Origin of the sequence: Corynebacterium sp. sy017 (assembly GCF_017918135.1) — a bacterium.
GTDB lineage: Bacteria > Actinomycetota > Actinomycetes > Mycobacteriales > Mycobacteriaceae > Corynebacterium.
In genome coordinates this window covers 515,162-541,074 of the sequence record NZ_RZUE01000002.1, presented here as the reverse complement: position 1 = coordinate 541,074, position 25,913 = coordinate 515,162, and the positions used below count along the sequence as shown (strand labels likewise).

25 protein-coding genes are annotated in these 25,913 nt (G+C 46.5%); 2 read left to right on the top strand and 23 right to left on the bottom strand.

Going from position 1 to position 25,913, the window contains the following annotated elements; translation table 11 throughout:
• Position 1 precedes the first annotated feature (1 nt).
• The 5 genes from guaA to EML15_RS05870 form a co-directional block, all read right to left on the bottom strand.
• Positions 2-1,546 (bottom strand): glutamine-hydrolyzing GMP synthase, encoded by a 1,545-nt coding sequence (gene guaA, locus EML15_RS05890; RefSeq protein WP_144274168.1) that lies wholly within the window; start codon positions 1,544-1,546, stop codon positions 2-4.
• Between the two features lie 110 nt (positions 1,547-1,656).
• A complete protein-coding gene (locus EML15_RS05885; protein WP_144273914.1) occupies positions 1,657-2,814 on the bottom strand; it encodes a GuaB3 family IMP dehydrogenase-related protein in 1,158 nt (385 codons plus the stop codon).
• A gap of 56 nt (positions 2,815-2,870) precedes the next feature.
• Positions 2,871-4,391, bottom strand: a complete 1,521-nt coding sequence (gene guaB, locus EML15_RS05880; protein WP_144273913.1) for an IMP dehydrogenase — start codon at positions 4,389-4,391, stop codon at positions 2,871-2,873.
• A gap of 195 nt (positions 4,392-4,586) precedes the next feature.
• On the bottom strand, positions 4,587-5,495 hold the full coding sequence (locus tag EML15_RS05875; protein ID WP_210471996.1) for a hypothetical protein: 909 nt from the start codon (positions 5,493-5,495) through the stop codon (positions 4,587-4,589).
• 32 nt (positions 5,496-5,527) lie between these two features.
• Positions 5,528-6,094, bottom strand: a complete 567-nt coding sequence (locus EML15_RS05870) for a sigma-70 family RNA polymerase sigma factor (protein ID WP_144273911.1) — start codon at positions 6,092-6,094, stop codon at positions 5,528-5,530.
• A gap of 542 nt (positions 6,095-6,636) precedes the next feature.
• Here EML15_RS05870 and EML15_RS05865 point away from each other — a divergent pair.
• Positions 6,637-6,939: a WhiB family transcriptional regulator gene (locus tag EML15_RS05865; protein ID WP_144273910.1), complete on the top strand. Its 303-nt coding sequence runs from the start codon at positions 6,637-6,639 to the stop codon at positions 6,937-6,939.
• A gap of 148 nt (positions 6,940-7,087) precedes the next feature.
• On the opposite strand, the gene groL is transcribed toward EML15_RS05865, so the two are convergent.
• The 8 genes from groL to alr form a co-directional block, all read right to left on the bottom strand.
• Positions 7,088-8,701, bottom strand: a complete 1,614-nt coding sequence (gene groL, locus EML15_RS05860) for a chaperonin GroEL (RefSeq protein ID WP_144273909.1) — start codon at positions 8,699-8,701, stop codon at positions 7,088-7,090.
• Positions 8,702-8,719: 18 nt separating this feature from the next.
• Positions 8,720-9,016: a co-chaperone GroES gene (groES, locus tag EML15_RS05855; protein WP_144273908.1), complete on the bottom strand. Its 297-nt coding sequence runs from the start codon at positions 9,014-9,016 to the stop codon at positions 8,720-8,722.
• A gap of 196 nt (positions 9,017-9,212) precedes the next feature.
• Positions 9,213-10,268 (bottom strand): tRNA (adenosine(37)-N6)-threonylcarbamoyltransferase complex transferase subunit TsaD, encoded by a 1,056-nt coding sequence (tsaD, locus tag EML15_RS05850; protein ID WP_144274166.1) that lies wholly within the window; start codon positions 10,266-10,268, stop codon positions 9,213-9,215.
• Between the two features lie 15 nt (positions 10,269-10,283).
• Positions 10,284-10,769 (bottom strand): ribosomal protein S18-alanine N-acetyltransferase, encoded by a 486-nt coding sequence (gene rimI / locus EML15_RS05845; protein WP_144273907.1) that lies wholly within the window; start codon positions 10,767-10,769, stop codon positions 10,284-10,286.
• A gap of 38 nt (positions 10,770-10,807) precedes the next feature.
• Positions 10,808-11,515, bottom strand: a complete 708-nt coding sequence (gene tsaB, locus EML15_RS05840; protein ID WP_144273906.1) for a tRNA (adenosine(37)-N6)-threonylcarbamoyltransferase complex dimerization subunit type 1 TsaB — start codon at positions 11,513-11,515, stop codon at positions 10,808-10,810.
• Positions 11,516-11,581: 66 nt separating this feature from the next.
• The gene (locus EML15_RS05835; protein WP_144273905.1) at positions 11,582-12,076 is read right to left on the bottom strand and encodes a hypothetical protein; all 495 of its coding nucleotides are present in this window, start codon (positions 12,074-12,076) and stop codon (positions 11,582-11,584) included.
• A 96-nt stretch (positions 12,077-12,172) separates the two neighbouring features.
• The gene (gene tsaE, locus EML15_RS05830; RefSeq protein WP_144273904.1) at positions 12,173-12,661 is read right to left on the bottom strand and encodes a tRNA (adenosine(37)-N6)-threonylcarbamoyltransferase complex ATPase subunit type 1 TsaE; all 489 of its coding nucleotides are present in this window, start codon (positions 12,659-12,661) and stop codon (positions 12,173-12,175) included.
• 15 nt (positions 12,662-12,676) lie between these two features.
• Positions 12,677-13,753: an alanine racemase gene (gene alr, locus EML15_RS05825; RefSeq protein ID WP_144274164.1), complete on the bottom strand. Its 1,077-nt coding sequence runs from the start codon at positions 13,751-13,753 to the stop codon at positions 12,677-12,679.
• A 153-nt stretch (positions 13,754-13,906) separates the two neighbouring features.
• On the opposite strand from alr, the gene EML15_RS05820 reads away from it, so the two are divergent.
• Positions 13,907-14,758, top strand: a complete 852-nt coding sequence (locus tag EML15_RS05820) for a dienelactone hydrolase family protein (RefSeq protein WP_144273903.1) — start codon at positions 13,907-13,909, stop codon at positions 14,756-14,758.
• Positions 14,759-14,778: 20 nt separating this feature from the next.
• Here the strand turns inward: EML15_RS05820 and EML15_RS05815 are convergent, their stop codons facing one another.
• The 10 genes from EML15_RS05815 to eccCa all read right to left on the bottom strand — a co-directional run bounded on the left by EML15_RS05815 (position 14,779) and on the right by eccCa (position 25,901).
• A complete protein-coding gene (locus EML15_RS05815) occupies positions 14,779-15,027 on the bottom strand; it encodes a hypothetical protein (RefSeq protein WP_144273902.1) in 249 nt (82 codons plus the stop codon).
• Positions 15,027-16,709, bottom strand: a complete 1,683-nt coding sequence (locus EML15_RS05810; protein ID WP_144273901.1) for a hypothetical protein — start codon at positions 16,707-16,709, stop codon at positions 15,027-15,029. The genes EML15_RS05815 and EML15_RS05810 overlap by 1 nt, the downstream gene beginning before the upstream one ends.
• A gap of 3 nt (positions 16,710-16,712) precedes the next feature.
• Positions 16,713-16,997 (bottom strand): hypothetical protein, encoded by a 285-nt coding sequence (locus tag EML15_RS05805; RefSeq protein WP_144273900.1) that lies wholly within the window; start codon positions 16,995-16,997, stop codon positions 16,713-16,715.
• 83 nt (positions 16,998-17,080) lie between these two features.
• The gene (gene glmM, locus EML15_RS05800; RefSeq protein WP_144273899.1) at positions 17,081-18,427 is read right to left on the bottom strand and encodes a phosphoglucosamine mutase; all 1,347 of its coding nucleotides are present in this window, start codon (positions 18,425-18,427) and stop codon (positions 17,081-17,083) included.
• Between the two features lie 169 nt (positions 18,428-18,596).
• Positions 18,597-19,127, bottom strand: coding sequence for a 30S ribosomal protein S9 (rpsI, locus tag EML15_RS05795; protein WP_144273898.1), 531 nt, complete (start codon positions 19,125-19,127; stop codon positions 18,597-18,599).
• A complete protein-coding gene (gene rplM / locus EML15_RS05790) occupies positions 19,124-19,567 on the bottom strand; it encodes a 50S ribosomal protein L13 (RefSeq protein ID WP_144273897.1) in 444 nt (147 codons plus the stop codon). The genes rpsI and rplM overlap by 4 nt, the downstream gene beginning before the upstream one ends.
• A gap of 334 nt (positions 19,568-19,901) precedes the next feature.
• Complete coding sequence (locus EML15_RS05785; protein ID WP_144273896.1) at positions 19,902-20,189, bottom strand: WXG100 family type VII secretion target; 288 nt, start codon at positions 20,187-20,189, stop codon at positions 19,902-19,904.
• Between the two features lie 154 nt (positions 20,190-20,343).
• Positions 20,344-20,661, bottom strand: coding sequence for a WXG100 family type VII secretion target (locus EML15_RS05780; RefSeq protein ID WP_144273895.1), 318 nt, complete (start codon positions 20,659-20,661; stop codon positions 20,344-20,346).
• Between the two features lie 253 nt (positions 20,662-20,914).
• The gene (locus tag EML15_RS05775; RefSeq protein WP_144273894.1) at positions 20,915-21,976 is read right to left on the bottom strand and encodes a type VII secretion-associated protein; all 1,062 of its coding nucleotides are present in this window, start codon (positions 21,974-21,976) and stop codon (positions 20,915-20,917) included.
• 79 nt (positions 21,977-22,055) lie between these two features.
• Positions 22,056-25,901 carry a type VII secretion protein EccCa gene (gene eccCa, locus EML15_RS05770; protein ID WP_185967190.1) on the bottom strand — a complete coding sequence of 1,282 codons (3,846 nt, stop codon included), beginning with the start codon at positions 25,899-25,901 and terminating at the stop codon, positions 22,056-22,058.
• Positions 25,902-25,913: the final 12 nt, after the last annotated feature.

Sequence of the window (25,913 nt, the reverse complement as noted above, 5' to 3'; positions counted from 1 at the left end):
ATTACTCCCACTCTATTGTTCCTGGTGGCTTTGAGGTGACATCCAATACCACTCGATTAACATCAGGTACTTCATTAGTAATACGAGTAGAGATTTTCTCCAGCACATCATACGGCAACCGCGTCCAATCTGCGGTCATTGCGTCCTCAGAAGATACCGGGCGCAGCACAATAGGATGCCCATACGTACGACCATCGCCCTGCACACCGACTGAGCGGACGTCGGCAAGCAATACCACAGGGCACTGCCATATCTCTTCATCCAATCCAGCAGCACTAAGCTCAGTGCGCGCAATCAGATCAGCTGCCCGCAGAGTCTCTAGGCGCTGAGCTGTTACCTCACCAATGATCCGAATGCCTAAACCAGGACCTGGGAAAGGCTGACGTGCCACAATTTCTTCAGGCAACCCCAACTCACGACCAACAGCGCGAACCTCATCCTTAAAGAGCAAGCGCAATGGCTCAACTAGCTCAAACTCAACATCATCAGGCAATCCACCAACATTGTGATGGCTCTTGATATTGGCAGTACCAGCACCACCACCGGACTCCACCACATCAGGATACAAGGTACCCTGCACCAAGAACTCAACCTGCTGCCCTTCCAACACACCAGCGACAGCGCGCTCAAAGGAACGAATAAACTCTGCACCAATAGCTTTGCGCTTTGCCTCTGGTTCACTAATACCAGCAAGTTTGTTTAAGAACGCTTCCTGTTCCGAAACAACCACTAATTTTGCACCAGTAGAGGCAACGAAATCTTTTTCTACTTGCTCGCGCTCACCAGCACGCAACAAACCATGATCCACAAACACACACGTAAGACGATCCCCAATTGCTCGCTGCACCAATGCCGCTGCTACAGCCGAATCAACTCCGCCGGATAGTCCACAAATAGCGCGCCCTTGCCCCACTTGCTCACGCACTGCTTCAATAAGTTCATCAGCGATATTTGCAGCAGTCCAATTCTGCTCCAAACCAGCAACCTTAGTAAGGAAGTGCTCTAGCACCTGCTGCCCATGAGGAGAATGGCGTACCTCAGGGTGATATTGCACACCAGCCATCTTCTTTTCCACGCACTCAAATGCAGCGACAGGAGCTCCCTGACTGGATGCGGTAACAACAAAGCCTTCAGGCGCTTCAGAAACAGCATCTCCATGACTCATCCACACAGTATGTTGTGCTTCAAGCCCCTCGTGGAGTGCACCACCCACGACGGTAATATCAGTGCGACCATATTCACGATCCCCAGTAGCACTTACTGTTCCGCCGAGTGCTTTTGTCATGTACTGGAACCCATAGCAAATACCAAAAACAGGAATACCCAGTGAAAGAATCTGTGGGTCTAGCTCTGGTGCCTCAGGAGCATAAACAGAACTAGGTCCACCAGATAGCACTAATGCTGCAGGATTTTTTGCTTTTACTTCTTCTAATGAAATACTATGCGGAACTACTTCCGAATAGATTTTTGCTTCTCGAATACGCCGTGCAATAAGTTGCGCATACTGCGCACCAAAATCAATAACAAGCACTGGTCGATGTTTCACAGCAGGTTGCGTTACATTTTGTTGGCTCACGCTTTCCTAGTCTAGCGCGCACAAAGCGCTAGAGCGAAACTCTTGAAAAACCAGCCCTCGCCAAAGACTAGGTGCGCACATCATTGCACAGATATCCCGACCTTTTGGAAACTCTTTAATTCCGTATAACCACACTTTGCCATCGCACGCTTGAGGCCACCAACGAAGTTTTCTTCACCAAACGCATCCGAGGAAGGTCCATGCAAAATAACTTCCAAGCCCACTCGTTCTTCCGGCGCTATGTCATAATCGCTGAGCTCATCATAGCCTATCATTCCGCGTGGGAAACGAGGATGAGCAGCACTTGCCTGCCAGTACAAACCATGCGCCGCAGCTTCTCGCGCTCTGGAAAGTGGTTGCCCAAGAACCACAGCGTCGGCACCACAAGCAATAGCCTTGACCACATCGCCGGAGTCATGAATAGAGCCATCGGCAATCACATGCACATAGCGGCCGCCAGTTTCGTCGAGGTAATCGCGTCTAGCTGCTGCAATATCAGCAATCGCGGTGGCCATAGGCACATGAATACCCAATGTTGACTCATGCGCACTACTACCACTACCGACGATAACCCCCACAGCACCAGCACGCATCAAATGTAATGCCGTGGTGTAATCACTCACACCACCTGCGATAACCGGGACGTCGAGAGTGCCAATAAACTCTTTGAGGTTAAGTGGCTCCCCACCCGTGGCAACGTGCTCAGCCGAAATGATGGTGCCCTGGATAAGCAGAAGTTCTGCACCAGCTGCAATCACCACTGGTGCTAACTCTCTAGCATTCTGTGGTGATACACGTACTGCCACCGTAGCACCACTATCACGCACCTGAGCTATTCTTTCGCTGAGCAAGTCATAATCAATGGCTTGGGTATGGAGCTGTTGCAATTTCTTTGTTGCATTGCTGGCAGAAAAACGAAGAAAGCTATTTTTATTGTCATACGCATCGATAACTTCTTGAATTGCTTGATCTAGATCGCGATGGCGCCCCCACAGTCCTTCTGCGTTAATAACACCTAATCCACCTTGTTTGTCCATTTCGATGATGAACTCAGGCGTGGCTAATGCATCAGTTGGGTGCGATAGGAAAGGAATGGAAAAGGTATAAGCGTCAATGTTCCATTCCGTATTGACATCTTTTGAGGAGCGGGTACGACGAGCAGGCAACACAGACAACTGATCTAAGTCATATGTTTTTCTTGCTTGGCGCCCAATGCCAATCTCTACGTAGTCACGCATTGTGACCCTTTCTGTTCTATTTTTGGCTTTTCTTTAAGCTGTGTACCGATGCAACCTTAGCGATAATTTGGCGCTTCGACAGTCTGCTGAATATGGTGTGGATGAGATTCCTTCAAGCCAGCAGAAGTAATCTGCACAAAGCGTGCCTGTTGCAAATCGCTAATAGACGCAGAACCGGTATATCCCATTGCTGCCCGCAAGCCCCCGACGATTTGGTGCGTAATAGCACCAAGAGGACCACGGAAAGGCACTTGACCTTCAATACCTTCTGGAACCAACTTATCTTCGCTCTTCACGTCAGCTTGGAAATAGCGATCTTTAGAATAAGAGCGCTTTTCCCCAGTTAAACCACGCCCTTGCATCGCCCCCATGGAACCCATACCACGGTAACGCTTATATTGTTTACCGCCAACCACAACGATTTCACCTGGCGCTTCTGTGGTACCAGCCAGCATAGAACCAAGCATAACCGACGACGCACCTGCCGCCAATGCCTTAGCAACATCGCCAGAAAATTGCATACCACCATCGGCAATAATTGGTACTCCTGCAGCATGAGCTGGAACAGCTGCTTCCATAATGGCAGTAATCTGTGGAGCGCCCACACCGGCAACAACACGTGTAGTACAAATGGAACCTGGACCAATGCCTACTTTGATTGCATCAGCACCAGCCTCAATCATCGCTTTCGCCGCTGCTCGAGTAGCAAGATTGCCACCGATCACGTCGATAGTATCGCCAAACTCTTTCTTGACTTTAGCCACCATGTCTAGCACACCCCGCGAATGAGCATGAGCGGAATCAACAACCAACACATCTACTCCAGCATCAACAAGGGCGCCTGCGCGTTTCCACGATTCCTCACCAACACCGATACCAGCGCCGACAAGCAAGCGCCCAGAAGAATCTTTAGAAGCTAATGGATATTGCTCAGTCTTGACAAAGTCTTTCACGGTGATCAGCCCGGTGAGTTTGCCATTTTTATCTACAATTGGCAGCTTTTCCACTTTGTTTGCAGAAAGTAGCTGTAATGCTTCTTCTTTGCTCACACCTTCTTGGGCAATAACCAATGGCATTGGTGTCATTACTTCAGCAACACGACGGTTATAGTCAGGCTCAAAACGCATATCACGATTGGTGCAAATTCCCACCAACGTGCCTTCCTCATCGACAACTGGCAAGCCTGAGATACGGAACCGGGCGCATAATGCGTCAACCTCAGAAATGGTCATATCAGGTGTAGCAGTTACTGGGTCAGTAACCATGCCAGATTCCGAACGCTTCACGGTTTCGACGTGTTGTGCTTGTTCGTCGATAGAAAGATTGCGGTGCAAAATACCCATACCGCCTTCTCTGGCCATAGCAATAGCCATACGAGATTCAGTCACAGTATCCATTGCCGCAGATACAATCGGTATATTCAACGAGATATTGCGCGTCAATTGTGTCTTGGTTGTTACCTCAGAAGGAATCACATCTGAGGCATCAGGAATAAGTAGTACATCATCAAATGTCAGACCGACAAGTGCTACTTTTTGTGGATCATCACCACCGGTAGAAACATACGACTGTGACATCTTTTCTCCGTATTTCTCTTTGTCAGTTTTTCTGTGCAAGATAAGGTTTTAACTTTTATTAACGCACGTGCTTTCGTGTGTTATCTCTACCCTAGTACGGATCAAGCATGAGCGTTAATTGTGCGTTTTCCCCCAAGCAATCAGAAGATAAAAACTGCCCAAAACCAACGCCTGCCACTTAATTTCCAAACTATTTTAATGAACTGGATTGAGAACATCCCCAGGAGATTCATCAGGAAGATGTGCCAAAGAATCTCGAAGCTCGTCGAGAAGCTCTATAGGTTGCGTCAAGGGCGACTGGGGTTCAGGTACAGCGGCAGAAATTACTTCTTGCTGTGCAACAGGCTCTGCCATTTCTACCGCTGATGTATGAGGTTCTATCACTGTAGGCGTTTCTGGCACCATAACATCACTAGGCGTATATGGCTGCGTGCCAGGTAATTCCGCCCCAACAACGCCATTGGGTGCGTCCGTCGGAAGTGGCATATTAGTTTTTTCAGCACCAGTTACCTGTGGTGGCTGCACTGCGCTTGGCTGTTCAGTAATACTTTGCTCAGTTTTCTCAAGCACTTCTTTTGCCTGCTCACGATCTACCGGCGCAAGATTATCCACAATAGACTGCGCTTGCGTCAATAACCGCTGCACACCTTCAGTATCCCCTGCAGCATTGAGTTCACGCACTTGATCTAAAGTGCTAGCTAATTGAATAACATCCTCATGAGATTCTTGGTCGCCGAAAAGCACTTGGCGCAAACCATAAAGCGCAGAATCTTGTTGTGCAGAATGAATAGCTAGTCCACCGCCTGCGATAACAAATGTTGCTGCCGCAGCCCCCATGAGCGCAGCAGAAAAGAATCCACGGTATCTCCGAGATTTCGCACCAGCCAACGGCTCCGATACAGACCCCGACGCATCAGTAATTCCTAATTGCGCCAATGTAGGTGGGGGTGGCACATCAGTCAGAATCTCTTTACGCAAAGCTAATAATGCGGTAGCACTAGGATCAATCGTGCCATCATGCCCTGATGCCGGGACTTCGCCTCGCGACAAGCACGCTATGTACTCTTCATCGCTTTTTAGCTCATGAAGAATTGAAGAATTCAAGCCCCCCCCCCCGACTATTTTTCTCATCTCGCTTACCCATTATTTTCTCCTGATTCAATAATTTTTCTTAATGCCGTTAACGCACGATGCTGTGCAACCCTTACCGCTCCTGGCGTACTTCCTACTATTTCTGCTGTTTCTTCGGCACTTAACCCAACAAAAACTCTCAGTATTAAAACCTCGCGCGCTTTTTCACTCAGTGAATCGAGAAGCTGACGGACTTTGTTACTACCATCGCTTACCAGAACATACTCTTCAGGAGAATGTCGATCTTCAACTTCTGGCAATTCTGCAGTTGGACTCGATAAGTCCTTAAAATAACTTCGATGCGCATCGGCTATTTTATGAGAAGCAATCGCGTAGACAAATGCCATAAAAGGTCTTCCACGATCCGTGTAGCTTCTCATAGAAGTAGCTACTGCAAAACAAATTTCCTGGGCAACATCATCTGCCGTCGGATGCTGATCGCCATTTATCCTGGCGCGAGCATAACGCACGACGAGTGGGTGAATAATCCGAATTACTTTTTCTAGAGCATGAAGATCACCAGCAACAGCCAAAGGCACCACCTTTGCTAGTTCTTCTTCATGACTATTCACAGACTTTAATCCTTTATCGATTTCTTGCCAGGCTATGTTCTACAAAAGAACATAATCCTTTTCATATCACGATGCTTAAAGTTTTAACTGAGATATCTAGAATATCTACCAAAATATAAATATAGGATACCGCAGCAAAGTACAAAGAATTAAAATATCCCTGAGAAACATTCTTAGACTTCTTTTAGTCAGTCTTAGGATCAGATCCTTAGGCTTGGAATCAAGAAAATTTTTCCCTCCACATATCCGATTACCCCTTTGTTCTCTGCATTTTCCGTTATTTCCCGTCCCCTTGTATCTTGACTAACGCAACGACGCTTTTCTGCTATTTTCTATCATTTTATAGAACCTTGGGAAAAATTAACCTTTTTTTAACTTTTTCCATTTGCGCAGACCAGGGCAGGTGCACATTACCCCAAAAATGTCTTTTTGATTAATTTTCGCTTTTTCTCAACGAATCAGTCAAAAGTGTTTTACCAACTGTTCACCTAAAGAATTCACACTAGGCTAAGCAATCAGCACAAGTTAGAGGAGATTTTTATATGTCTCAACCAAATCTACTCCCTGGTCCTAACTCAGATTTTTGGGACTGGCAATTACACGGTGCCTGCCGCGGGGAAAACTCAGATGTTTTCTATCATCCAGATGGAGAGCGTGGACGTGCTCGCCAACAACGCGAACTACGTGCAAAAGCAATTTGCAATTCTTGCCCAGTTCTTGAGGCATGCCGCGAACACGCACTAAGCGTTGCCGAGCCTTATGGCATTTGGGGTGGAATGTCAGAGACAGAAAGAATGGTTATTCTTCGTTCTCGTACTAAACGACGCGCAAGCGTAACCGTCTAGAAAGTGCAAGCACTTACTGCAAGACAGAAGTTGGCTAGTTAGCTATCGTGCGAAAATAGCAAAAACTCCTCAGCACTGTGCTGAGGAGTTTTTATAATCTCATGACCTACTCTCAAAGAGTAAGAATCACTATCCCACTACTCGTCTTTTAATGACTATGCCCAGCCGCATTCGGTGCAGCTTCATCTTGTGGTTTCTCTACTACAGATGCTTCTGTAGTCAATACCATACGAGCAACTGACGTAGCATTAACCACTGCAGAATGGGTAACCTTCACTGGGTCAATAATGCCCTGCTCAATGAGGTTTCCGTATTCAAGGGTTGCCGCGTTAAAACCAGAACCATTTTCTTGTTCAGCAATACGCGCAACCACAACTGCACCATCTAAACCGGCATTGTGTGCAATCCAGTATGCGGGCTTACGCAAAGCACGAGCCAAAGCAATAATGCCTACACGTACATCTGCATCATGTTCTTGTGCAAATTCCTCTAATCCAGCAGAAATCTGAACCAACGCAGAACCACCGCCAGCAATCACGCCCTCCTGCGCAGCAGCACGAGCAGCATTAATAGCATCTTCGACACGTAGCTTACGCTCAGATACTTCTGTCTCCGTTGCAGCACCTACTTTGATGACAGCAATACCGCCAGAAAGTTTAGCCAAACGCTCTTGTGCCTTTTCTCGATCCCACGATGAATCAGTATTCTCAATCTCTCGTCGAATCTGCGCACGGCGATTTTCTACCGCTTCTGCACTACCAGCGCCATCAACGATGATGGTTTCATCTTTGGTAACAGTTACCCGACGCGCGCGGCCAAAAACCTCAGCGGAAGCGTCGTGAAGATTTACACCCACCTCAGGATCAATGACCGTAGCATTAGTAACTACCGCCAAATCATCCATGAATGCTTTACGACGCTCACCGAAATACGGTGCCTTAACTGCAACAGCTTTAATAGTTTTGCGAATTGAATTGACCACTAATGCTTGTAGCGGTTCACCCTCAACATCCTCAGCAACAATAAGAACTGGCTTAGCAGACTCCACGACCTTCTCCAACAGTGGAAGAAAATCTGGAAGTGAAGAAATTTTATTGCGAACCAGAAGAACCAATGGTTCCTCAAGCACTGCTTGCTGACTATCAGTATCAGTAATGAAATAAGGCGAAAGGAATCCTTTATCAAAGGACACACCTTCAGTTACATCGAGGTAGGAATCAATTGATTGTGATTCCTCCACAGTAACCACACCATCTTTGCCCACTTTTTCCATTGCTGCTGCAACCATCTCACCGACTACTTCATCGCGAGAAGACACAGTAGCAACATTGGCAATATCAGCAGACGATGATACTTCAGTAGCACGTGCAATAAGCTGATCCACTACATAATCAGCACCGACTGCAATTCCTTTATTAAGCTCAATAGGATTGGCACCAGCAGCTACGTTGCGCAACCCTTCAGCGATAAGCGCCTGCGCAAGCAATGTTGCAGTGGTGGTACCATCACCAGCGATATCATTGGTTTTTACCGCCACGGACTTAACAAGTTGCGCACCAAGATTCTCAAAAGGATCTTCTACATCAATATCACGCGCAATGGTGACACCGTCATTAGTAACTGTTGGCGATCCGAAAGACTTATCTAAAACCACATTACGACCACGTGGCCCTAAGGTTACTTTCACTGCATTAGCGAGTGTATCTACACCTCTCAGGATGCCCTCACGAGCTTCCTGGTTAAATGCAATTAGTTTTGCCATTGTGTTATACGTCCTCTATTACTTTTCGACGATAGCCAGTACGTCGCGAGCGTTAAGAAGAAGGTACTCTTGACCGTCATATTTCAGCTCAGTTCCACCGTACTTAGAGAATACGACGGTATCGCCAACCTTAATGTCCATAGGGACACGATCATCACCATCAAAACGACCAGGACCTGCTGCTACAACAACGCCCTCCTGTGGCTTTTCCTTTGCAGAATCAGGAATTACCAAACCAGAAGCAGTGGTAGTTTCTGCCTCACTGATCTGGACGAGAACACGATCCTCAAGCGGTTTAATACTGACGTTAGCCACGATGTTCCTTTCGTGAGTTAAGAGTTTTCTTATCATGTGCCGGTTGTGATTCCAGCACAGCCGTCGTCGCGGGTGAACAACTGTGTGTTTTGACAACCTTATTGGCACTCTACCCTCACGAGTGCCAACCCTCAACATTGGCACTCATATTTTTGCTAAAAGCGAACATGAGGATATATTCACGACATCTTCCTCCTTATTCCGCCGCAATAAGCAACGGTACTTCTACGTCCAACCCCGTATCGGTACCAACAGTCAAACTCGACTCCGCAGCACCAGCAGCAATTAACTCTGCCGCTAACGCCGCAATCATGACGCCATTATCCGTGCACAGTTTGAGTTGGGGAACCCGCAGCTCAATTCCTTGTGCGCTACACCGATCACCAAGCAATCGACGCAATCGAGAATTCGCAGCAACCCCACCACCTAAGAGCAATACCTGCGCACCTGTATCTTTGCACGCTTGAACAGCTTTAAGACTTAAAACATCACAGACCGCTTCTTGAAAACAAGCACATACATCATGAATATCGACGCTCCGACCTTCTTTTTCTGCTTGCTCAAGATAACGCGCAACTGCAGTTTTTAAGCCAGAAAAAGAAAAATCATAACGATGCTCACCACGCATATCTTCTTTCTTTGCCAAAGCACGCGGAAAAGCAATAGCTTTTTTATCCCCTTGAGCAGCATACTTATCAATAATGGGTCCACCAGGATAACCCAAACCTAGCAAGCGAGAGACTTTGTCATAGGCTTCCCCTGCAGCATCGTCCAAAGTAGAACCCAATTCTTTCATAGGTTTCCCAACCGCAGTCACTTCCAATAACTGAGTATGCCCACCAGAAACCAACAGAGCAATGGAATGTGGAAGTTTTTGCCCATCCAAGTTTGCTACTGCCACATGCCCACCCAGATGATTAACACCATAAAACGGCACCCCCCAAGCAGCTGCATAGGCCTTTGCCGCTGAAGCCCCCACCAAAAGCGCCCCAGCCAGACCTGGACCAACAGTTGCCGCCACCACATCAGGCTTATCAATTCCAGCTTGCGCCAACGCCTCTTTCATCACTGGTTGCATCGCTTCCAGATGAGCTCTAGACGCTATCTCTGGAACTACACCACCAAAGCGTGCATGCTCTTGCATCGAGCTGGCAACTGCGTCAGCCAACACCGTTACTGTGCCATCGTCGGCAAGCTCGACAATGCCAACGCCTGTTTCATCACAAGAGGACTCGATACCCAAAATAATCACAGACATATCCTAGCTTTATTTCTTTAAGAGTTGCGGTGAGCGTCGCATAGTAAAAGCGTCAGCGCCCGAGGGTTGATAATAACGCTTGCGCACGCCTATCTGCTCAAACCCATAGGCACGATACAACGACACTGCTGGTTCATTGTCAGTACGCACTTCCAGGAACATAGCACCCCCATAAGAATCGGCAATATGAGTGAGGTTATCCATGAGCAATCGCGCAATTCCGCGACGCTGAAAACGCGGATCGACGCCTATCGTATGCACCTCAAACTCTGGTTCCGTAGCAACACCCAACATAGCCAACCCGGCATAACCCACCAATAGCTGTTCCCCCTCAGCAGTGGTAATCACCGCACCAATATAAAACGTGTGCGATTGGGCAATCTCATGGACGAAATCTGATAGCGTCCAGGGGCTATCACCTGGGAATAATACTTCCTCTAATTGTGCGAGTCTGGCACAATCGTCGGCGGTAATCTCACGCAGTTCAACATTCATCTCGTCTTTTATTTTCTTTTATTTTTCATAAAAGCAGATCAAGGCTGCTTCGGATAAACTAAGGCAGATGATACACGCACCGGTACTGGAACCTGCGCATCAGGACGTCGTAGATACAATGGTTGAAGCTGTGCAGGAGCTGCCCAATCCACCGCTTTTACCAAAGATAATGCGCCAGGACGCGCATGAGTACGTGCGACCTCAGATAAAGATTCTGGTAGTCGTGCAACAAGATGATCTGGAATAGACACCACATCAATATGATCCCCAGATAAATCTTCAGGTTTTCCTACCTGTGGATAATGCTGCCGAACACCATCTACATACTCTGCCCAATACACTTCTTTACGACGCGCATCCGTGGCAATAAGCACCCGCCCGTGATACTGCCGCTGGCACTCGAGAGCAGCCGCATCGAGTGAGCATACACCCCAAATAGGCGCCGATAATGCGTCAGCAAAAGCTGCAGCAGTAGCAATGCCCACACGCAACCCAGTAAAAGGTCCAGGCCCTAGCCCAACCACAAATCCAGACACATCACGCAAAGTGAGATCATTATTAGCCAAAAGCTGCACCGCGGTAGGGGTGAGTAGCTCATTGTGTTGGCGAGTATTCACCAACACCTGCTCGTCGATAAGCTCATACTCTTGTGGCTGCGACGCGGAAGCCGAGGTATGAGCATCATCAACGCGCACTAATCCCACTACTAAATCAGAAGTGGAGGTATCTATTGCAAGAATAAGCACAATTACCTAATACCTAATCCTAATTTTGACAATGCCGACAAATGCTAACAATGCTTAAGAGGACGCTCAGAGTGGAGAATACGCGAGCAAAATCCAGGTATCCTGCTCTGGATTATGAATAAAAGTGAGTACGCCATCATCGACAATAGGGGTCCCCGACAAACCTGATGTACACAAATCAACCTTATTGCTGTCAAATTTCTCTAAACTAGGCTTGTAGTTCTCACCATTTAAGATAACGAAATAGCTTTCATCACGCTGTGGTCCATTGACTGGATAAGAAACAGAAGATAAATCAATGCCCATCTGCTTAAATGAACCAGCAGTAATACCAGGACACGCGGCAATAATACCAGCGGTATCTTCACCATAAACATCAGAAATTTTTATTGCCGCTGTATTCATACCATTAGCGGAAATACTCTTAAGTTTCTTCTCTAATGGTCCGGTTTGATCTGCAGCTGGACTCAACTGACCGAAAGCCACCAAAGCGCCCAGTCCAATAGCGAAAAGCACAATCAATGCGGCAACAGCTGCTTTGAGCTTGGGTGCAAGTGTCATTATTATTCCTACCTCACTAATCTCATTTCTGCTAAAAGCCTAGCAGAGCTTAGGAACAGGTAATAACTGGCTCAGTCACACTGACCGCAGGCACTGCTACGTGCCTTCCACCCATTGCCAACTAAGAATACGCGCCTGTGATTGCGCATCTTGTTCCCAAGCAGTCCTACGATCAAACTCAATGACTAAATAGTTCTCAGCTATGCGCTCAATCAACCCCCCACCCCACTCGGCTACAACCACTGCCTGCTCCAACTCAGTCTCTAGATCCAAACTATCAAGCATCCCGACGGCATTTCCCGCCTCGCCATCAATAAGACGATAAGCATCCACATGGATAAGCGCAGGACCATCGCTCAAACTAGCGTGTTCCCGAGCGATAATAAAGGTCGGCGAGGTAACGCGCCCTTTCACCCCTAATCCTCGAGCCAATCCTTGAGTAAATGTGGTTTTTCCTGCCCCCACAGGGCCTGACAAGATAACCACATCGCCTGCCTCAAGATGCTTACCTAGCTCCTCAGCAAAATCTTGCGTGTCAGATACTGTTTCTAGGCGACGTCGTCCGCTTAATGGAAAATCATGCACTTTCTCTGCCCCTTCTTAGTGATACACTCGCACGCTACGTCCGCTAGGGCGACAAATGATCTCATAGTTTATCGTACCTAGCCGTTGCGCTAACTCCGTGGCGCTCATGCCGCCAGCCCCAAAGATAATTGCCTCATCACCAGGAGATACACCATGAACATTATCTCCCAAATCCACCACTATCTGATCCATACAAACACGACCCACTTGTTTATAGCGATGTCCTCTAATGGTAAGTTCGAGATGATCCTGAGCCATACGCGGCAAACCATCTGCATAACCCACCGGAACCACAGCAATATAACCATCGCGTTTACTATGCCAGGTCAGAGAATAGCTACTGCCCTCACCCGCTCGAATAGGTTTAACCACAGTAATTTTCCCCACCCATGATAATGCTGGACGCAGGTTATGCGTACGCCCAGCAATTGGCTCCATACCATAAATCGCCACACCAGGGCGAACCATATCACAATGGGTATCAGGGCGCGATAAGGTCGCAGGAGAATTAGCAATGTGGTTTTTCGGAATGCTTAACCCCACAGCACGGGCGCACTCAATTGCTTCATGAAAAACAGCCAATTGTTGATCCGTATAGGAACTAGATACATCATCTGCACACGCAAAATGGCTAAATAAACCGGTCACTTCCAGCTCCGGGTGCGATTTTAAGAATCCAAACACATCCAGCCAGTCCTGCCGATCCACTCCAGAACGATGCAATCCAGTATCTACTTTCACACATACTCGCGCGTTCTTACCTGCCAGGGCGTAAGCATGGTGAGGCGAAACGATCGCCAGGTCAATATCTGCGGCAATCGCTGCAAGAATATCTTGCTCCGGCGACCAGATCCAACACAAGATTGGTTGTGTGATACCACTGCGACGCAGTGCCAATGCCTCATCTATCGTTGCAACACCAAACTGATCTGCCCCATGTGCAGCCATCACAGGCGCTACACGTGCAGCGCCATGATTATATGCATCTGCTTTTACCACGCACATGAGCTGTGCAGGAGCAACCATTTTTTTGAGGTGCGCTGTGTTATGTGCAATGGCAGAAAGATCAATGCGGGTTTCAAGCAAGTGCATGGTTAATATCATGCCATTAGTTTGAGTTAGTCTTGGAATTTGATCAATACCTCTGCGCAATATGCCCATACGAGGAAAATCTCATCAACCATTCAAGAGACAATTTCCTTAAAATCCGCCCTCTTTGTGCTAAATCCTCTATTCTTGGTAGTTGTGGCTGAAAATCTAAACAAACATTTGTCAAAATTATCCAAGCGTGGTCCACATCGAGTTCTCGTTGGCGACCTTGATTATGCCGGTTTACCTGGAAAAATCTATACTCCTGCCGAGGGGAAGAACATTCCAGGCATTGCTTTTGGGCATGACTGGATGAAAGACATCTCAAAGTACCATGCAACGCTACGTCACCTAGCTAGTTGGGGAATTGCCGTGGCTGCACCGAATACAGAAAAAGGATTCCAACCTAACCAACATGGCTTTGCAGCTGATTTGGAATCATGCTTGCAGATACTTTCTGGTGTGCGTTTGGGTACTGGAAATATTACGGTGTCTCCTAGCAAGCTCGGTGTTGTGGGGCATGGTATGGGTGCCGCAGCAGCGATTCTTGCTGCTGCACATCGTCCTAAAATTGCAGCGGTTGCAGCTTTATTTCCCTCTGCTTCTACTCCACCAGCTGAGATTAGTGCTCGTTCTGTAGAGGCACCAGGTCTGATTTTAGCTGCTGAAGAAAATCCCATTTTCGACTATGGCAATGCGCCGAAAATTGCAACGGCGTGGAAAGGTAGCGTTGCTTATCGTGAACTTGAGGATATTACCCACCAAAGTCTTACCGAGGACACGTTCTTCAAGCTTTTCACTGGTATCGGCAGCATTAAAATGTCTCACCGTGAGCTAATTCGTGGTCTGACCACAGGATTCCTTTTGCATCAGCTTGATGGGCAAAAGAAATACTCTGGTTTTAGCGACGAAGCAGCCGAGGCGAAAAAGGTTACTTCTTTCTGGGGAGAAGAACTAGAAGAAAAAGCCGATGTAGTTTCCACATCAAAAATCCCTTTTCTTAGTTAACCACCCCGAGTAACTATTCACTACAATTTTTTCAGCACACCGCGTACCTTGCCTCGTCTATTTCTGCCCTGGTGCTGGGGCAGAATACTCGAGGCAGCTCTATCTCTCAAGCTGTATTCTTCCATTGCTTTTCGACGACCATCGCCATCTTTTTCAGTGCCATTACCTGCTAAAGCCTCTGCTTTCACCTGGGCTACTGCCCGCTCAAACTCTTCTAATCTTTCCTGAGTGCGTTTCTTAAATCTTTCGATAAATTCCTCATATTCCATTACCAAGCACCTGCCTTTTTAACAGAAATATCACTCGATTGAGAAAGATCCGCACTAATTTTTCCGCCTGTCCGCACTTGGGCACCCACTATTGGTTTTGTCTCTGCTGCACAGGTTTTTTCATCATTAGGTTGAGGTTGTGCTACCGACTGCTCAGGCTGTGGTGGTGCCTGCGTAGCGTGAGCAGAGTCTGATTCTGGTTTCTGTTGAACAGGTGGATCAGCAGGCGTAGCGACAGGCGGATCAGCAGGTATATGTGCAGCAGGTTCAGGTTGCGTGACGATGTTCTTTTCTTCCGGCTGAGAGGGTTGAGAAGGTGTAGTATCGTTAGCTGATGTGTCGGTAGCAAGGTCAGCACTAGCCTGTTCCTGCTCGACTGTATCAAGTTGAGTTAAAGATTCCTCATATTGCTGCGCCTGTTCTAGTACCCAATCCAGACCAGTGCTCATAAAACGTGCCCCGATTCCAGATAGCGTCTGACATAGTTGTTGTCCTTGTGCACTCAATGCAGTGATAGCCTCAGCACTACCTTGATAAGAGAACGCACCAGTATCTGTACTCAGCAAAGAATTGCTACCCAATAGCGATGCATCTGCGCCGATATTTTGTGATGGTGGCTGCGTGTACTGCATTGGTGTTGGTTGTAAGCCGTAGTGTACCTGCTGATATTGCGGTGTTCCCGTTCCTGCCACAGATGGATTATCTGTAGGAACCATTGCCGGCATGGTGCTATTAGTCCCTAAGGAAATATGAATGTTTTGGGTCATTGCCCCTGCTGGAGCTGTTGGCACCTGTGTAGTAACCGGAGCAGTTGGTACTGCTGCCGCAGGTTGCGTAGCTGTAGATAATGCATTTACAGGTGGTGGCTGCACTTCCGGTGTAGTAGGAATAACAGCAGGCTCAACAGGTGGCGGCACAGATCTACTTTGTGTCGCGGTACCAGTAGGTGGTGCCGGACAAGTATTCTGTCCTTGCCCTATTTGAGCACTATTCTGGTTTTTAGTAGGCTCTGGTGTTTTCTCTTGTTCGCATATCCTACTTTGCTCAGAAGATGTTTCAGCTGCCCCCTGATCACCAATTGCTTGACAGTGATCGACCAGTTTTTGGAAACAGCCTTCAATATTTTCATCTCGACTCTGCGATAATTGCAAAATTGCCTGTGCACATTCGTCGATAAGGCTGGAACCGGATTTTACTAGATCAATAAACTCCGGTAATTGTTTCTCAGGATCCAAACTATTGAGTGTGTCACTGATAGTTGTAATCACATTGAGCAATTGTTCTGTGAGTTGCTGTGTTCGGGCACAATGCTCTTCGTCTATTTCTTTTATTGCCTCAGTAGCAGCTTGTGTTTCTTTCTTAGCGTCTTTTGCTCCAGAAATAGCGTCATCAATTTTGTCGATGAGCTTCTTGATTCCTTCCACAAGAAACCCACCGGCTGTATCAACGAATATGTCATACAGTGGCTTATACAATGATGGCAATCCACCGAGTTTTTGTATGCCAGCTGCACTCGCTTTCTGGAGACCAGCTACATCCAACCCCTGCGTGGCACCCAGTGCATGATTTAATTCTCCGATACCAATTGCTGGACCTGCGTATGTACCGCGTGAAGCAGTTGCCAACGACTGCACAGATCGCGAAAATAACCTGATAGCGGCATTGATAAGTGGTGCTGTCACAGTTTATTCCCCCAATGCCCGAGCATTCTGCTCATCTGTACGCACAATACTGTGCACTTGCTGCCGTGCTTTTTGCGCACCAGCTGCCAATAAATCTAATCTATGTGCCGTATTGCGATAAATTTTTTCATAAGCAGCTTGTAATGCTTGAGCATAAACACTGAAATCGCGTCCTCCCATATCAGGATCGACGCAAGGAGGCAGTGCTTCATGAGTTGCTCGTCTCTCCCCAAGAATATCCGATAACGTCTGAAGCACTGACAATGATTCATTCACACGCAATTGCATGCCCCACCCCTTATTGTTGTTTACTTTTCTTCCTTAACTACAAAAGACGACTCCTCACACACATAGGTTCCATAATTTATTTTTTAGCTGACCTTAGCCACCACAGCCGCCAAATCCGCTGCAATACGTCGCGCAGTATCAGACTCAACAGCCTCCACCATCACACGGAATAATTCCTCTGTTCCCGAGGCACGCAGCAATACTCTGCCAGTATCGCCCAATTCCTGTTCCGCCTGGTTAATTGCCTCAATAACGCTAGGAGAAGAAGTAATAATCGTTTTATCAACAACAGGCACATTGATCAGAACCTGTGGTAGCACACGCATAGCTCCAGCCAATTCGCTCAGCGTTTTACCAGTTTCCGCCATGCGCCCCATCAAAGCCAAACCAGTCAAAGTACCATCACCAGTGGTACCAAAATCTGGCAGCACAATATGCCCTGATTGCTCACCACCAAGGCTATAGCCACCAGTCCTAAGCTCCTCTAATACATAACGATCGCCGACTTTCGTCGTAAGTAAATCAATACCTGCTTCTTCCATCGCTAACCGTAGACCCAAATTACTCATGACAGTTGCCACCAAGGTTGATTTACGCAACTCACCATTTTCTTTCATGGCTAAAGCAAGAATCGCCATAATCTGATCGCCGTCGACGACGGTCCCTGAAGCATCAACAGCCAAACACCTATCAGCATCGCCATCATGCGCCAACCCCAAATCAGCACCATGCTCTTGAACCGCTTGTTGTACCTGCTCAATGTGCGTCGAGCCGCAATTATCATTGATGTTATAGGCGTTAGGACTGTTATGGATCGCAATCACTTTTGCTCCTGCGGCTGCGTAGGCCTTAGGAGCGATATCGCTTGCGGCTCCGTTGGCGCAATCAACAACCACAGTGATTCCTTCAAGAGATCTAGGCATTGCTTGTTCCAAATGCTCCAGGTAATGCTGCTGTGCATCCACAGCCTCCTCAATTACCCGACCAATTCCATGCCCTGTGGGACCAGTTTCCGGCAACTCCTCTAATGCTGATTCGATTTGCTCTTCGACGCTATCTGGTAGTTTATGCCCGCCTTTAGAAAAAAACTTAATGCCGTTATCTGGCATGGGGTTATGTGATGCAGAAATAACAACCCCCATATCTGCACCATAAAAATCAGTGAGATACGCTACTGCAGGAGTAGGGACAACTCCCACGCGCAAAACATCCACCCCTCTACTTGCCATACCAGCAGCTAAAGCAGCTGCAAGCATTTCTCCTGAAACACGTGGATCACGCCCGATCACAGCTAATGGTCGACGCTTTGCAGAACTATGCCCAGCAGTAAGCACATGAGCTGCTGCCGCACCTAAGCGAAGCGCTAAGGTTGCCGTAAGGTTTTTGTTTGCCAGTCCGCGTACACCATCGGTACCAAATAATTCAGTCATGAACTCCATTATGCAAGATAGTCAAGTATTTTCTTGTTGCAATGCCAAGAGTCTCTCGTGAACTCTCGGAAGCACTCCAATGACACCTCGCTAAAATAAAAAATCTCACCTAATCAGAAAAATAAAAAAGCTTCCCACGAATGGGAAGCTAAAACATAAAGCGAAGAAATTAACGCTTGGAGTACTGAGGCGCACGACGTGCCTTGTGCAAACCAGCCTTCTTACGCTCAACAGCACGAGCGTCACGGGTAAGGAAGCCAGCTTTCTTGAGCGCAGGACGATCAGAAGGATTGTATACATTCAGCGCACGAGCAATCGCTAAACGGAACGCACCTGCTTGACCTGTTGGTCCGCCACCGCCAAGGTTTGCGTGAATATCGAACTGACCATCACGATCGATAAGCATAAGAGGAGCTTTAATGAGCTGCTGGTGCAACTTATTTGGGAAGTATTCCTCAAATGGGCGACCATTACATACAATCTGTCCAGATCCTTCAACCAGACGAACACGTACAATAGCACGCTTACGACGTCCAACAGTCTGGATAGGCCCCTCATGATATGCAGGAGCAGTTGTTTCTACATCAGCTTCAACAGCCACCGAATCACCAATAGTATTGGTGAACTCTTCTGTCGCTGCAGTAGCAGCAGCGATGTCTGCTGCCTCAGCTTCAAGGTTATTTACGTTTTGATCGGTCACTGTGTCACCTGCTTAATTTCGTAAGTTTCTGGCTGCTGACCAGCGTATGGGTGCTCAGAACCAGCAAAAACGTGCAATTTCTTTACAGAAGCACGGCTAAGACGATTGTGTGGCATCATTCCACGAACAGACTCTTCAATAACACGCTCTGGATGAAGATCCAAAGAACGTCCAAGAGTCATAGACTTCAGACCACCTGGGTAACCAGAGTGGCGGTAACGCATTTCACGCTCACGCTTATTAGAGGAAACATGAACTTTATCAGCGTTGATAACGATCACATGATCGCCACAATCAACGTTAGGGGCAAATTGTGGTTTACCTTTACCACGTAGAAGATCTGCTACGTGTGTTGCCAGGCGCCCCAGAACCACATCAGTGGCATCGACGACATACCACTTACGGGTAATGTCACCGCTCTTTGGGTGGTAAGTAGACACTATGACTCCTTCATAAGTCTGTCTAGATTGCTGCCAGCCAAAACGAACATAAGCATAAATACCGGCGGCCGGTGGTGACCCGATACTACATTCTGCATATTTTAAGATAATGCACCTTATAGGAACCCCTATAAGCTACTTCAGACAAATATGCCTTATGCACACGAATAATCAATAGTAAAGCATTAAAACGCTTTTTCCAAATATCCATTAGAAACGTTATTGAGCTCCTTGGCTGGGCAGCGTCACCTGCCTTGACTAATAAGGACGCCAAAGGAGCTCATGAATAAAAGAAGATTAGAAGAATTGTGTTATAGGAAGTAGCCTGTGGATTTTATCCCCAGGAAGCAGCTGCCATACGGTTCACCTCACTCATACGATCATTACCATTACGAACAGTTTGAGCAATAGTTTCTAGCACCGTGTTCAGTTCTGCTGCAGACTGATCCCATAGCCGTTGTGCTTCTTGATACGCAGTAGCAGAACTGCCTTCCCATGCAGAAACCATAGGCTGAATCTGTGCTTTAAGTCCTTCCAGCAAGGAATTAATTCGACCAGAAGTTGATTGAATATCACCCGCAGCGGTTTCAATTTCGCCGAAACCATATTTAATCATGTCCATATTTCCCCCTTATTTTCTGATTGCATACAATAATTTCAGGCCATATATTCATGACCGCTTATTGCTTTTCTGAGTCGCCGAGCTAGATATCGCGCTAATTGCCGATATTTTTTAGCAAGAAGAAGTTGTATTTCTCCTCCCATGTTTATCGCTATCACAACGCTAAACCTTGACCGCCCACACTAGAAAACGCTTGTGCATTATCTGCTTCAACATTCTCAAATGAACGCGCATTGGATCGGATATTATCACTGATCGATCCCAGTGCTTGCTGCAAGTTCTGCGCTGAGCTATTCCAACGTTGCATGAGATTATCAAAGCTGACTTGCGCCGAACCTGCCCATGCTCCACGAATAGAATCCACCACTCCACGCAACCTATTCAATTCGCCCTGCACTTCGTTGTTGGTGTCATCCACTCGAGCCGCAGTAGATACCATCACTTCGGCTTCTGTTCTCAATAATCCAGACATAAGTCCCCTCCTATCATGCTTTATCTGGAACACTGTTAGGTTCTTCTAAAATAAAGCGATAAAAAGAGTTCAGCCTAATGAAAAATTCCAATACTTCCATATTAGAGTTCCATTGAGCTCACTCATTATGAATACGTAATAGCCCACATCATTGTGGACTTATTGTTTTAGACGCTCTATGTTTTCTCTAGGTTCCCTGAGTTATAAAAAATATCTGAAAAGTATTCATGCTATTTTCTTTTTCTTCTGTTTCTCATGCATTTCTAGGTGCCACACTCTCAATCGCCATCCGACACGTTGCCCGTTGAGAGATATTGAGTGTTTCTTGAGCTCGTACATGGCATCCCACGGAGTAGATCGACGCATTTTCTACCCACACCGACCATTGCACCGTTGAACCATCTCCAGGGCTTTCACGGTACCCAATGTGTTCCTTACCCCGCTTTGTTTCCAGAGGAGCAGTATGCGATAGAGTTGGATCAAGATCAATTGTTGTGCGCATTTCATCGATTATTTGCTGCGGTGATAAATCATGCATCGGTTCAATGGATAACAAAATACGTAAATCTTTATCTTGCCCAGTAGCTGTAAGAATTTGGTTAGTATCTACTTGACCAGACTCCATTTTTTCTTCCCAATGAAAACCCATCGGTAAACTAACCAGGAGCACTTCGGATTCAAGCACCACTTGCCCTGAATCCTGTTGTTTTTCTTGATTTTTGCTGTGCTTAGCTCTCTCTTTGGTTTCTTCACTAATTCTTGAGCCACTGCGCTGCTCTGTTGCGTCCTCTTGTGCTTGAGCTTCGTAAACAGAATTGTGAGTGTTCTCTTTAGTCTCTTTGCCTAAAGTGATCCAGGAAAGAATAATTACCATTACGACAACAAAAATAATTGCTAATCTCAGCGGATTGACCCAGCTAAAGATATTTCTTTGCACTGATTTTCTCGGTCGTTGTATTTCTTCATACGATTGAGCCGTATCTGGCAGCTCTTGTTCCCTTATCACTTCAGCTGCATACGCATTTATTCCTCTCTCGACGAAGTACCCAACAAGATGCTCAGCGACTTCTGCAGTTGCATCTACTGCGATCTCTGCGTCTGACCAGATCGCCGCAAGCATCGTCCGGGCTTGATCCGCAATAGCTTCGAGAGCCCATCCAAGAGTTACACCACTAGCAGGTAGGTCATATCTATAAACCGAATCTGCACCAGATCTCTCAAAAATCGTCGCTGTATCTATAACGCTAATGATGAGATCTGGTGTCATTTCTTCTGGTTCAATCAGATCATATGTATTTGCTGGATAAGTTGCCATTTATTCGCCCCCTCATTCTTGTTTTACTCACTCCCCCATGGTCCTTCTCAGCATTGACGAGTAAGGATTTTGTTACTTACTATTCGGTGCTGTCATCTTGGTCAGCAGAATGGGAACCATCAGAAAATTCGCTATCGACGCCATCCATAGCATTATCTTGCGCACAAGCAATATGGATAGATCCCATATGAACTCCTCTTTGCACCCACTGTGCTCTGCCTGGTATTTGATGCACAGGACGCACTCCAAAAATGACTCCATCATCTTTATCAGCATCTAGTATCAGCACCATAGGTGATTGATCTTTGATCTGGGAAAGAAATGGTTGATACAGCGCCCTTTGTATGCCACCGACTTTGCGTGCTATAACAACGTGCAATCCAATATCACGACTATGTGCCATAAGTTGCAGAAGCGGATGCATAACACTGTCAGGTAACATATCAAGGTCGTCGATAAGCAAAAATAATTCTGGACCGGTCCACCAGGTTCGTTTCATCAGTTCTGCTGGAGTGATATCAGCAGGTGGCAATCGTTGCGTCAAAGTAGTTACTAAATCGCTTATGATTTTTTCTGATTGAGCAGTATTAGCAGAATAAGCAGCTAAAAACTCTTCAGGAATTTCTCCCAGGTGAGCACGTCGATGATCTAGCATAACGATACGCGATATGTTCCTATCGCCATTACAAATCCCTGCTATCACTGTAGATAGCAATGTGGTTTTTCCAGATCCCTGAGAGCCAAAACATAATAGGTGCTGATGAGTATTGTGGTCCCAACAAACCTGCTCCATTTCTTGCCCACCTAGACCAAGCACAATACCTTGTGGTTCATTTTCCGGAACCATATCTTTTTGTAATTGGTTCAGTGAAATTTTTTCTGGAAGTAGTTTAAGCTGAGGTACTTTTGCCTGCAGAGCAAGTTTTGCTGCGATATAACTAATATCCTGATTAGCAGAAAGTGCTATAAGCATATTTTCCCCATCAACTGTAAGACCTCTTCCAGGTAGAGCTACCAATTTTTGTTGCGCTTTTCGGTCAATGAGAGAATCTAGTGCTTCGCCTATTTTAAGTTCTATACGCTGAGAAATAAGATCCCGCACAACAGGTCGAATACTGCTCCACCGTGGGGTCGTAACAATCAAATGTACCCGAGCTGCCAATCCGTCGGAAGCAATATAGGCTAGTTTGTCAAGCATGTCATCATACTCACTATTGAGCACATGCCAACCATCTACTACTAGGAATGTATGACGAGATTCAGGTGACTCAATCAAACCAATGACTTCATCGACTGTCCTTCTGATCTTTTCTTCTTCATAACGATGCGCTATGCCCGCAATATGCGGTAGAGAATGCATTTGAGCTAAAGCTGTGCCGGCTAAGTCGAGAATATAGAATCGTATATCCTCTGTAGTATGCGTCAGACATAACCCAAGTAGCAGACTACGCACTGCAGTGGTTTTCCCAGTCTGCGGCCCTCCACAGATGGCTATGTGCCCATTTTGTCCCGTAAACGCAATAGTAAAAACATCTTGACTCTGATGGTATGGGCGATCAATAATTCCCAGATTTACGTGCAAAAATCCTTGTGCTTGTTTCACCTCAGCAAGTGCTAATTCTTTTGGCAATGGCGGCAACCAAATGGCACGAGCTAAGTATCCAGATTCCTTTGCCAAAGCGGTACTTGCCTCAACAAGAACGTCGACAAGCGTTCTTCCATGAGGATCCGCGATACGAGTCTGTTCTTCAGATATTATGAGGTCTTCCCAATTTTGCCATAGTTTTACTTTCTGTATTGTTTGCGATACTTCACCGTTGTATGAATCATAAGTATCACCCTGCTGTTCATTCTTGTGCAGAGTTTCAATTACCCCAGATACATAGGCAGTCTGAAATCGTATCAACTCATCAGAAGTTGTTTTACAGTACCCTGCTCCAGGTGTATTAGGAAGTTGATAGGCATCTGCAACGCCAAGCACTTGACGAGATTCCGCACTAGAAAACGTCTTTAAGCCAATCCGATAACTCAAGTGAGAATCAAGACCACGCAATCTTCCTTCATCAAGACGCTGCGAAGCTAGCAAAAGATGTATATGTAATGATCTCCCTAGTCTGCCCACAGCAACGAATAGATCCGCAAAATCTGGATGCTGACCCAATAGTTCAGAAAATTCATCAACCACAATAAACAATGCCGGAAGCGGTTCTAAATCTGTATGGTCATTGTGCGCGAGTTCCGTTTCTCGAGCCTTGGTATATTCACCGACATTGGCATAGTTGCCAGCATGACGCAGCAATTCTTGCCGTCGATGCAACTCGCCAGAGATAGCATCATACATACGCTCAACCAAGACTGATTCTTCTTCAAGGTTTGTGATAACCGCCGAAGTATGAGGCAGGTTTTCTAAGCCTAAGAATGTAGCTCCCCCCTTAAAATCAACGAGAACAAAATTAAGCTGTTCTGGACTATGAGCTGCAGCCATTGCAACAACCAGTGTCCTTAGCAACTCAGATTTTCCTGAACCAGTTGCCCCTACGCATAAACCATGTGGTCCCATTCCACCATGCGCTGATTCTTTAATATCAATGATGAGAGGTTTTCCATCAATATCCAGACCAATAGGTACAGCTAAGCGCTCCCGTTCAGAAGAGAACCACAACCTGCGAAGTTCCTTTGGGGAGCATTCATGTATCCCCAACAAAGAACATAACTCGTTTTTTAGACTTTCGTTTTGATCATTACGCCGATATTTTGTTAGCATCCGCGCAAAAAGTTCAGCCTCACCATGAGATATACAATCTGCTGTAGCAATTTCCTCTTCCCCCTGTTGCGTTTGCACTCTTATTTTTTCATCAACGCACAACACCAATCCTTCATCTTCTGCTTTAAGCAAAAATAAAGAATTTTGTTTCTTTTCACTAAAACATAAGACACTAGTCCACTGTTGCCCAGAGAGAACTATATGTATTTCGTCCGAGGATAAAGACATATTATCCATGTCCAAAATCAAAATTTTATAGCTCGCATTATCAACATCATAGGTATGCGGCAACCATTTGCACCACTGCAACTTAGTGCTATATACCGCTATAGCTACCGTTTGCGGATCATGGTGATAAGTGAGATTGATGATCATTGCCCGCATGAGATCTAACGCTTGTGCGCCATACAAAAACACTATAGGAAAAGCGCGCAGCTGAATCACAATTGGCAATTGCGTTACTGTTTCACCAGACCGGATAAGTCTACGCAAACCCACTGCGCATACCGGATCTAAATCTTCTATGGCTCCTATATTTTTAGGAGAAAGCGGAGTACACAGTGCTTTCATGCCAACCCCAACACGAATTGCCAATGCTCTATCCTCATGTGCACTTATCGCCCATAATCGAGGTTGCTCAGTCATAAGCCACAAATGCTGTGGCGCAGGATAATGATATAGCTCATGCTCACGTTGTGCTGCAGCATTGTTATTTATTTTTCCCCTTAACACGCTGAGGTGGCGCAAATATGTTCTGCGAACTTCATCAATATCTTCGCCGGGAGTTGAACCAAACATCATAATTGCACTCATCGCCATCATGAGCGGAAAAATCAGCATCATGGGGTTGATCGTGGTTCCTGAGGCTACCATAAGCCCTACCATGCCAATCACCATGACGACCATGATTAACGGCATAAATGCCCGCATAAAAGAAACCGGTTGAGACTTTGCTGCCTGTGGTACTGCTTCAGGAACAATAGGTGCACTGGGCAACTCAGGAAGATCATTAACATATGTGTAGGAATCAAGATCTACAATTCGGCTTAGTGAAAAAGAATCGTGCCTCTCTCGATATGCTTGTTGGCTTATTCCCTCCGAAGCGACAGGCATATTAGCACGTTTACGTGCCCTTATGCGCGCACTTGTTCCGGTATCCACCTTGAGATGGTG

Excerpts from the sequence above, each read along its gene's own strand:
- EML15_RS05885 (WP_144273914.1), bottom strand. The coding sequence starts at position 2,814 with ATGCGTGACTACGTAGAGATTGGCATTGGGCGCCAAGCAAGAAAAACA.
- guaB (WP_144273913.1), bottom strand. The coding sequence starts at position 4,391 with ATGTCACAGTCGTATGTTTCTACCGGTGGTGATGATCCACAAAAAGTA.
- EML15_RS05865 (WP_144273910.1), top strand. The coding sequence starts at position 6,637 with ATGTCTCAACCAAATCTACTCCCTGGTCCTAACTCAGATTTTTGGGAC.
- groL (WP_144273909.1), bottom strand. The coding sequence starts at position 8,701 with ATGGCAAAACTAATTGCATTTAACCAGGAAGCTCGTGAGGGCATCCTG.
- rimI (WP_144273907.1), bottom strand. The coding sequence starts at position 10,769 with ATGAATGTTGAACTGCGTGAGATTACCGCCGACGATTGTGCCAGACTC.
- EML15_RS05835 (WP_144273905.1), bottom strand. The coding sequence starts at position 12,076 with ATGACACTTGCACCCAAGCTCAAAGCAGCTGTTGCCGCATTGATTGTG.
- alr (WP_144274164.1), bottom strand. The coding sequence starts at position 13,753 with ATGCACTTGCTTGAAACCCGCATTGATCTTTCTGCCATTGCACATAAC.
- EML15_RS05815 (WP_144273902.1), bottom strand. The coding sequence starts at position 15,027 with ATGGAATATGAGGAATTTATCGAAAGATTTAAGAAACGCACTCAGGAA.
- EML15_RS05805 (WP_144273900.1), bottom strand. The coding sequence starts at position 16,997 with ATGCAATTGCGTGTGAATGAATCATTGTCAGTGCTTCAGACGTTATCG.
- glmM (WP_144273899.1), bottom strand. The coding sequence starts at position 18,427 with ATGACTGAATTATTTGGTACCGATGGTGTACGCGGACTGGCAAACAAA.
- EML15_RS05785 (WP_144273896.1), bottom strand. The coding sequence starts at position 20,189 with ATGGACATGATTAAATATGGTTTCGGCGAAATTGAAACCGCTGCGGGT.
- EML15_RS05780 (WP_144273895.1), bottom strand. The coding sequence starts at position 20,661 with ATGTCTGGATTATTGAGAACAGAAGCCGAAGTGATGGTATCTACTGCG.
- EML15_RS05775 (WP_144273894.1), bottom strand. The coding sequence starts at position 21,976 with ATGGCAACTTATCCAGCAAATACATATGATCTGATTGAACCAGAAGAA.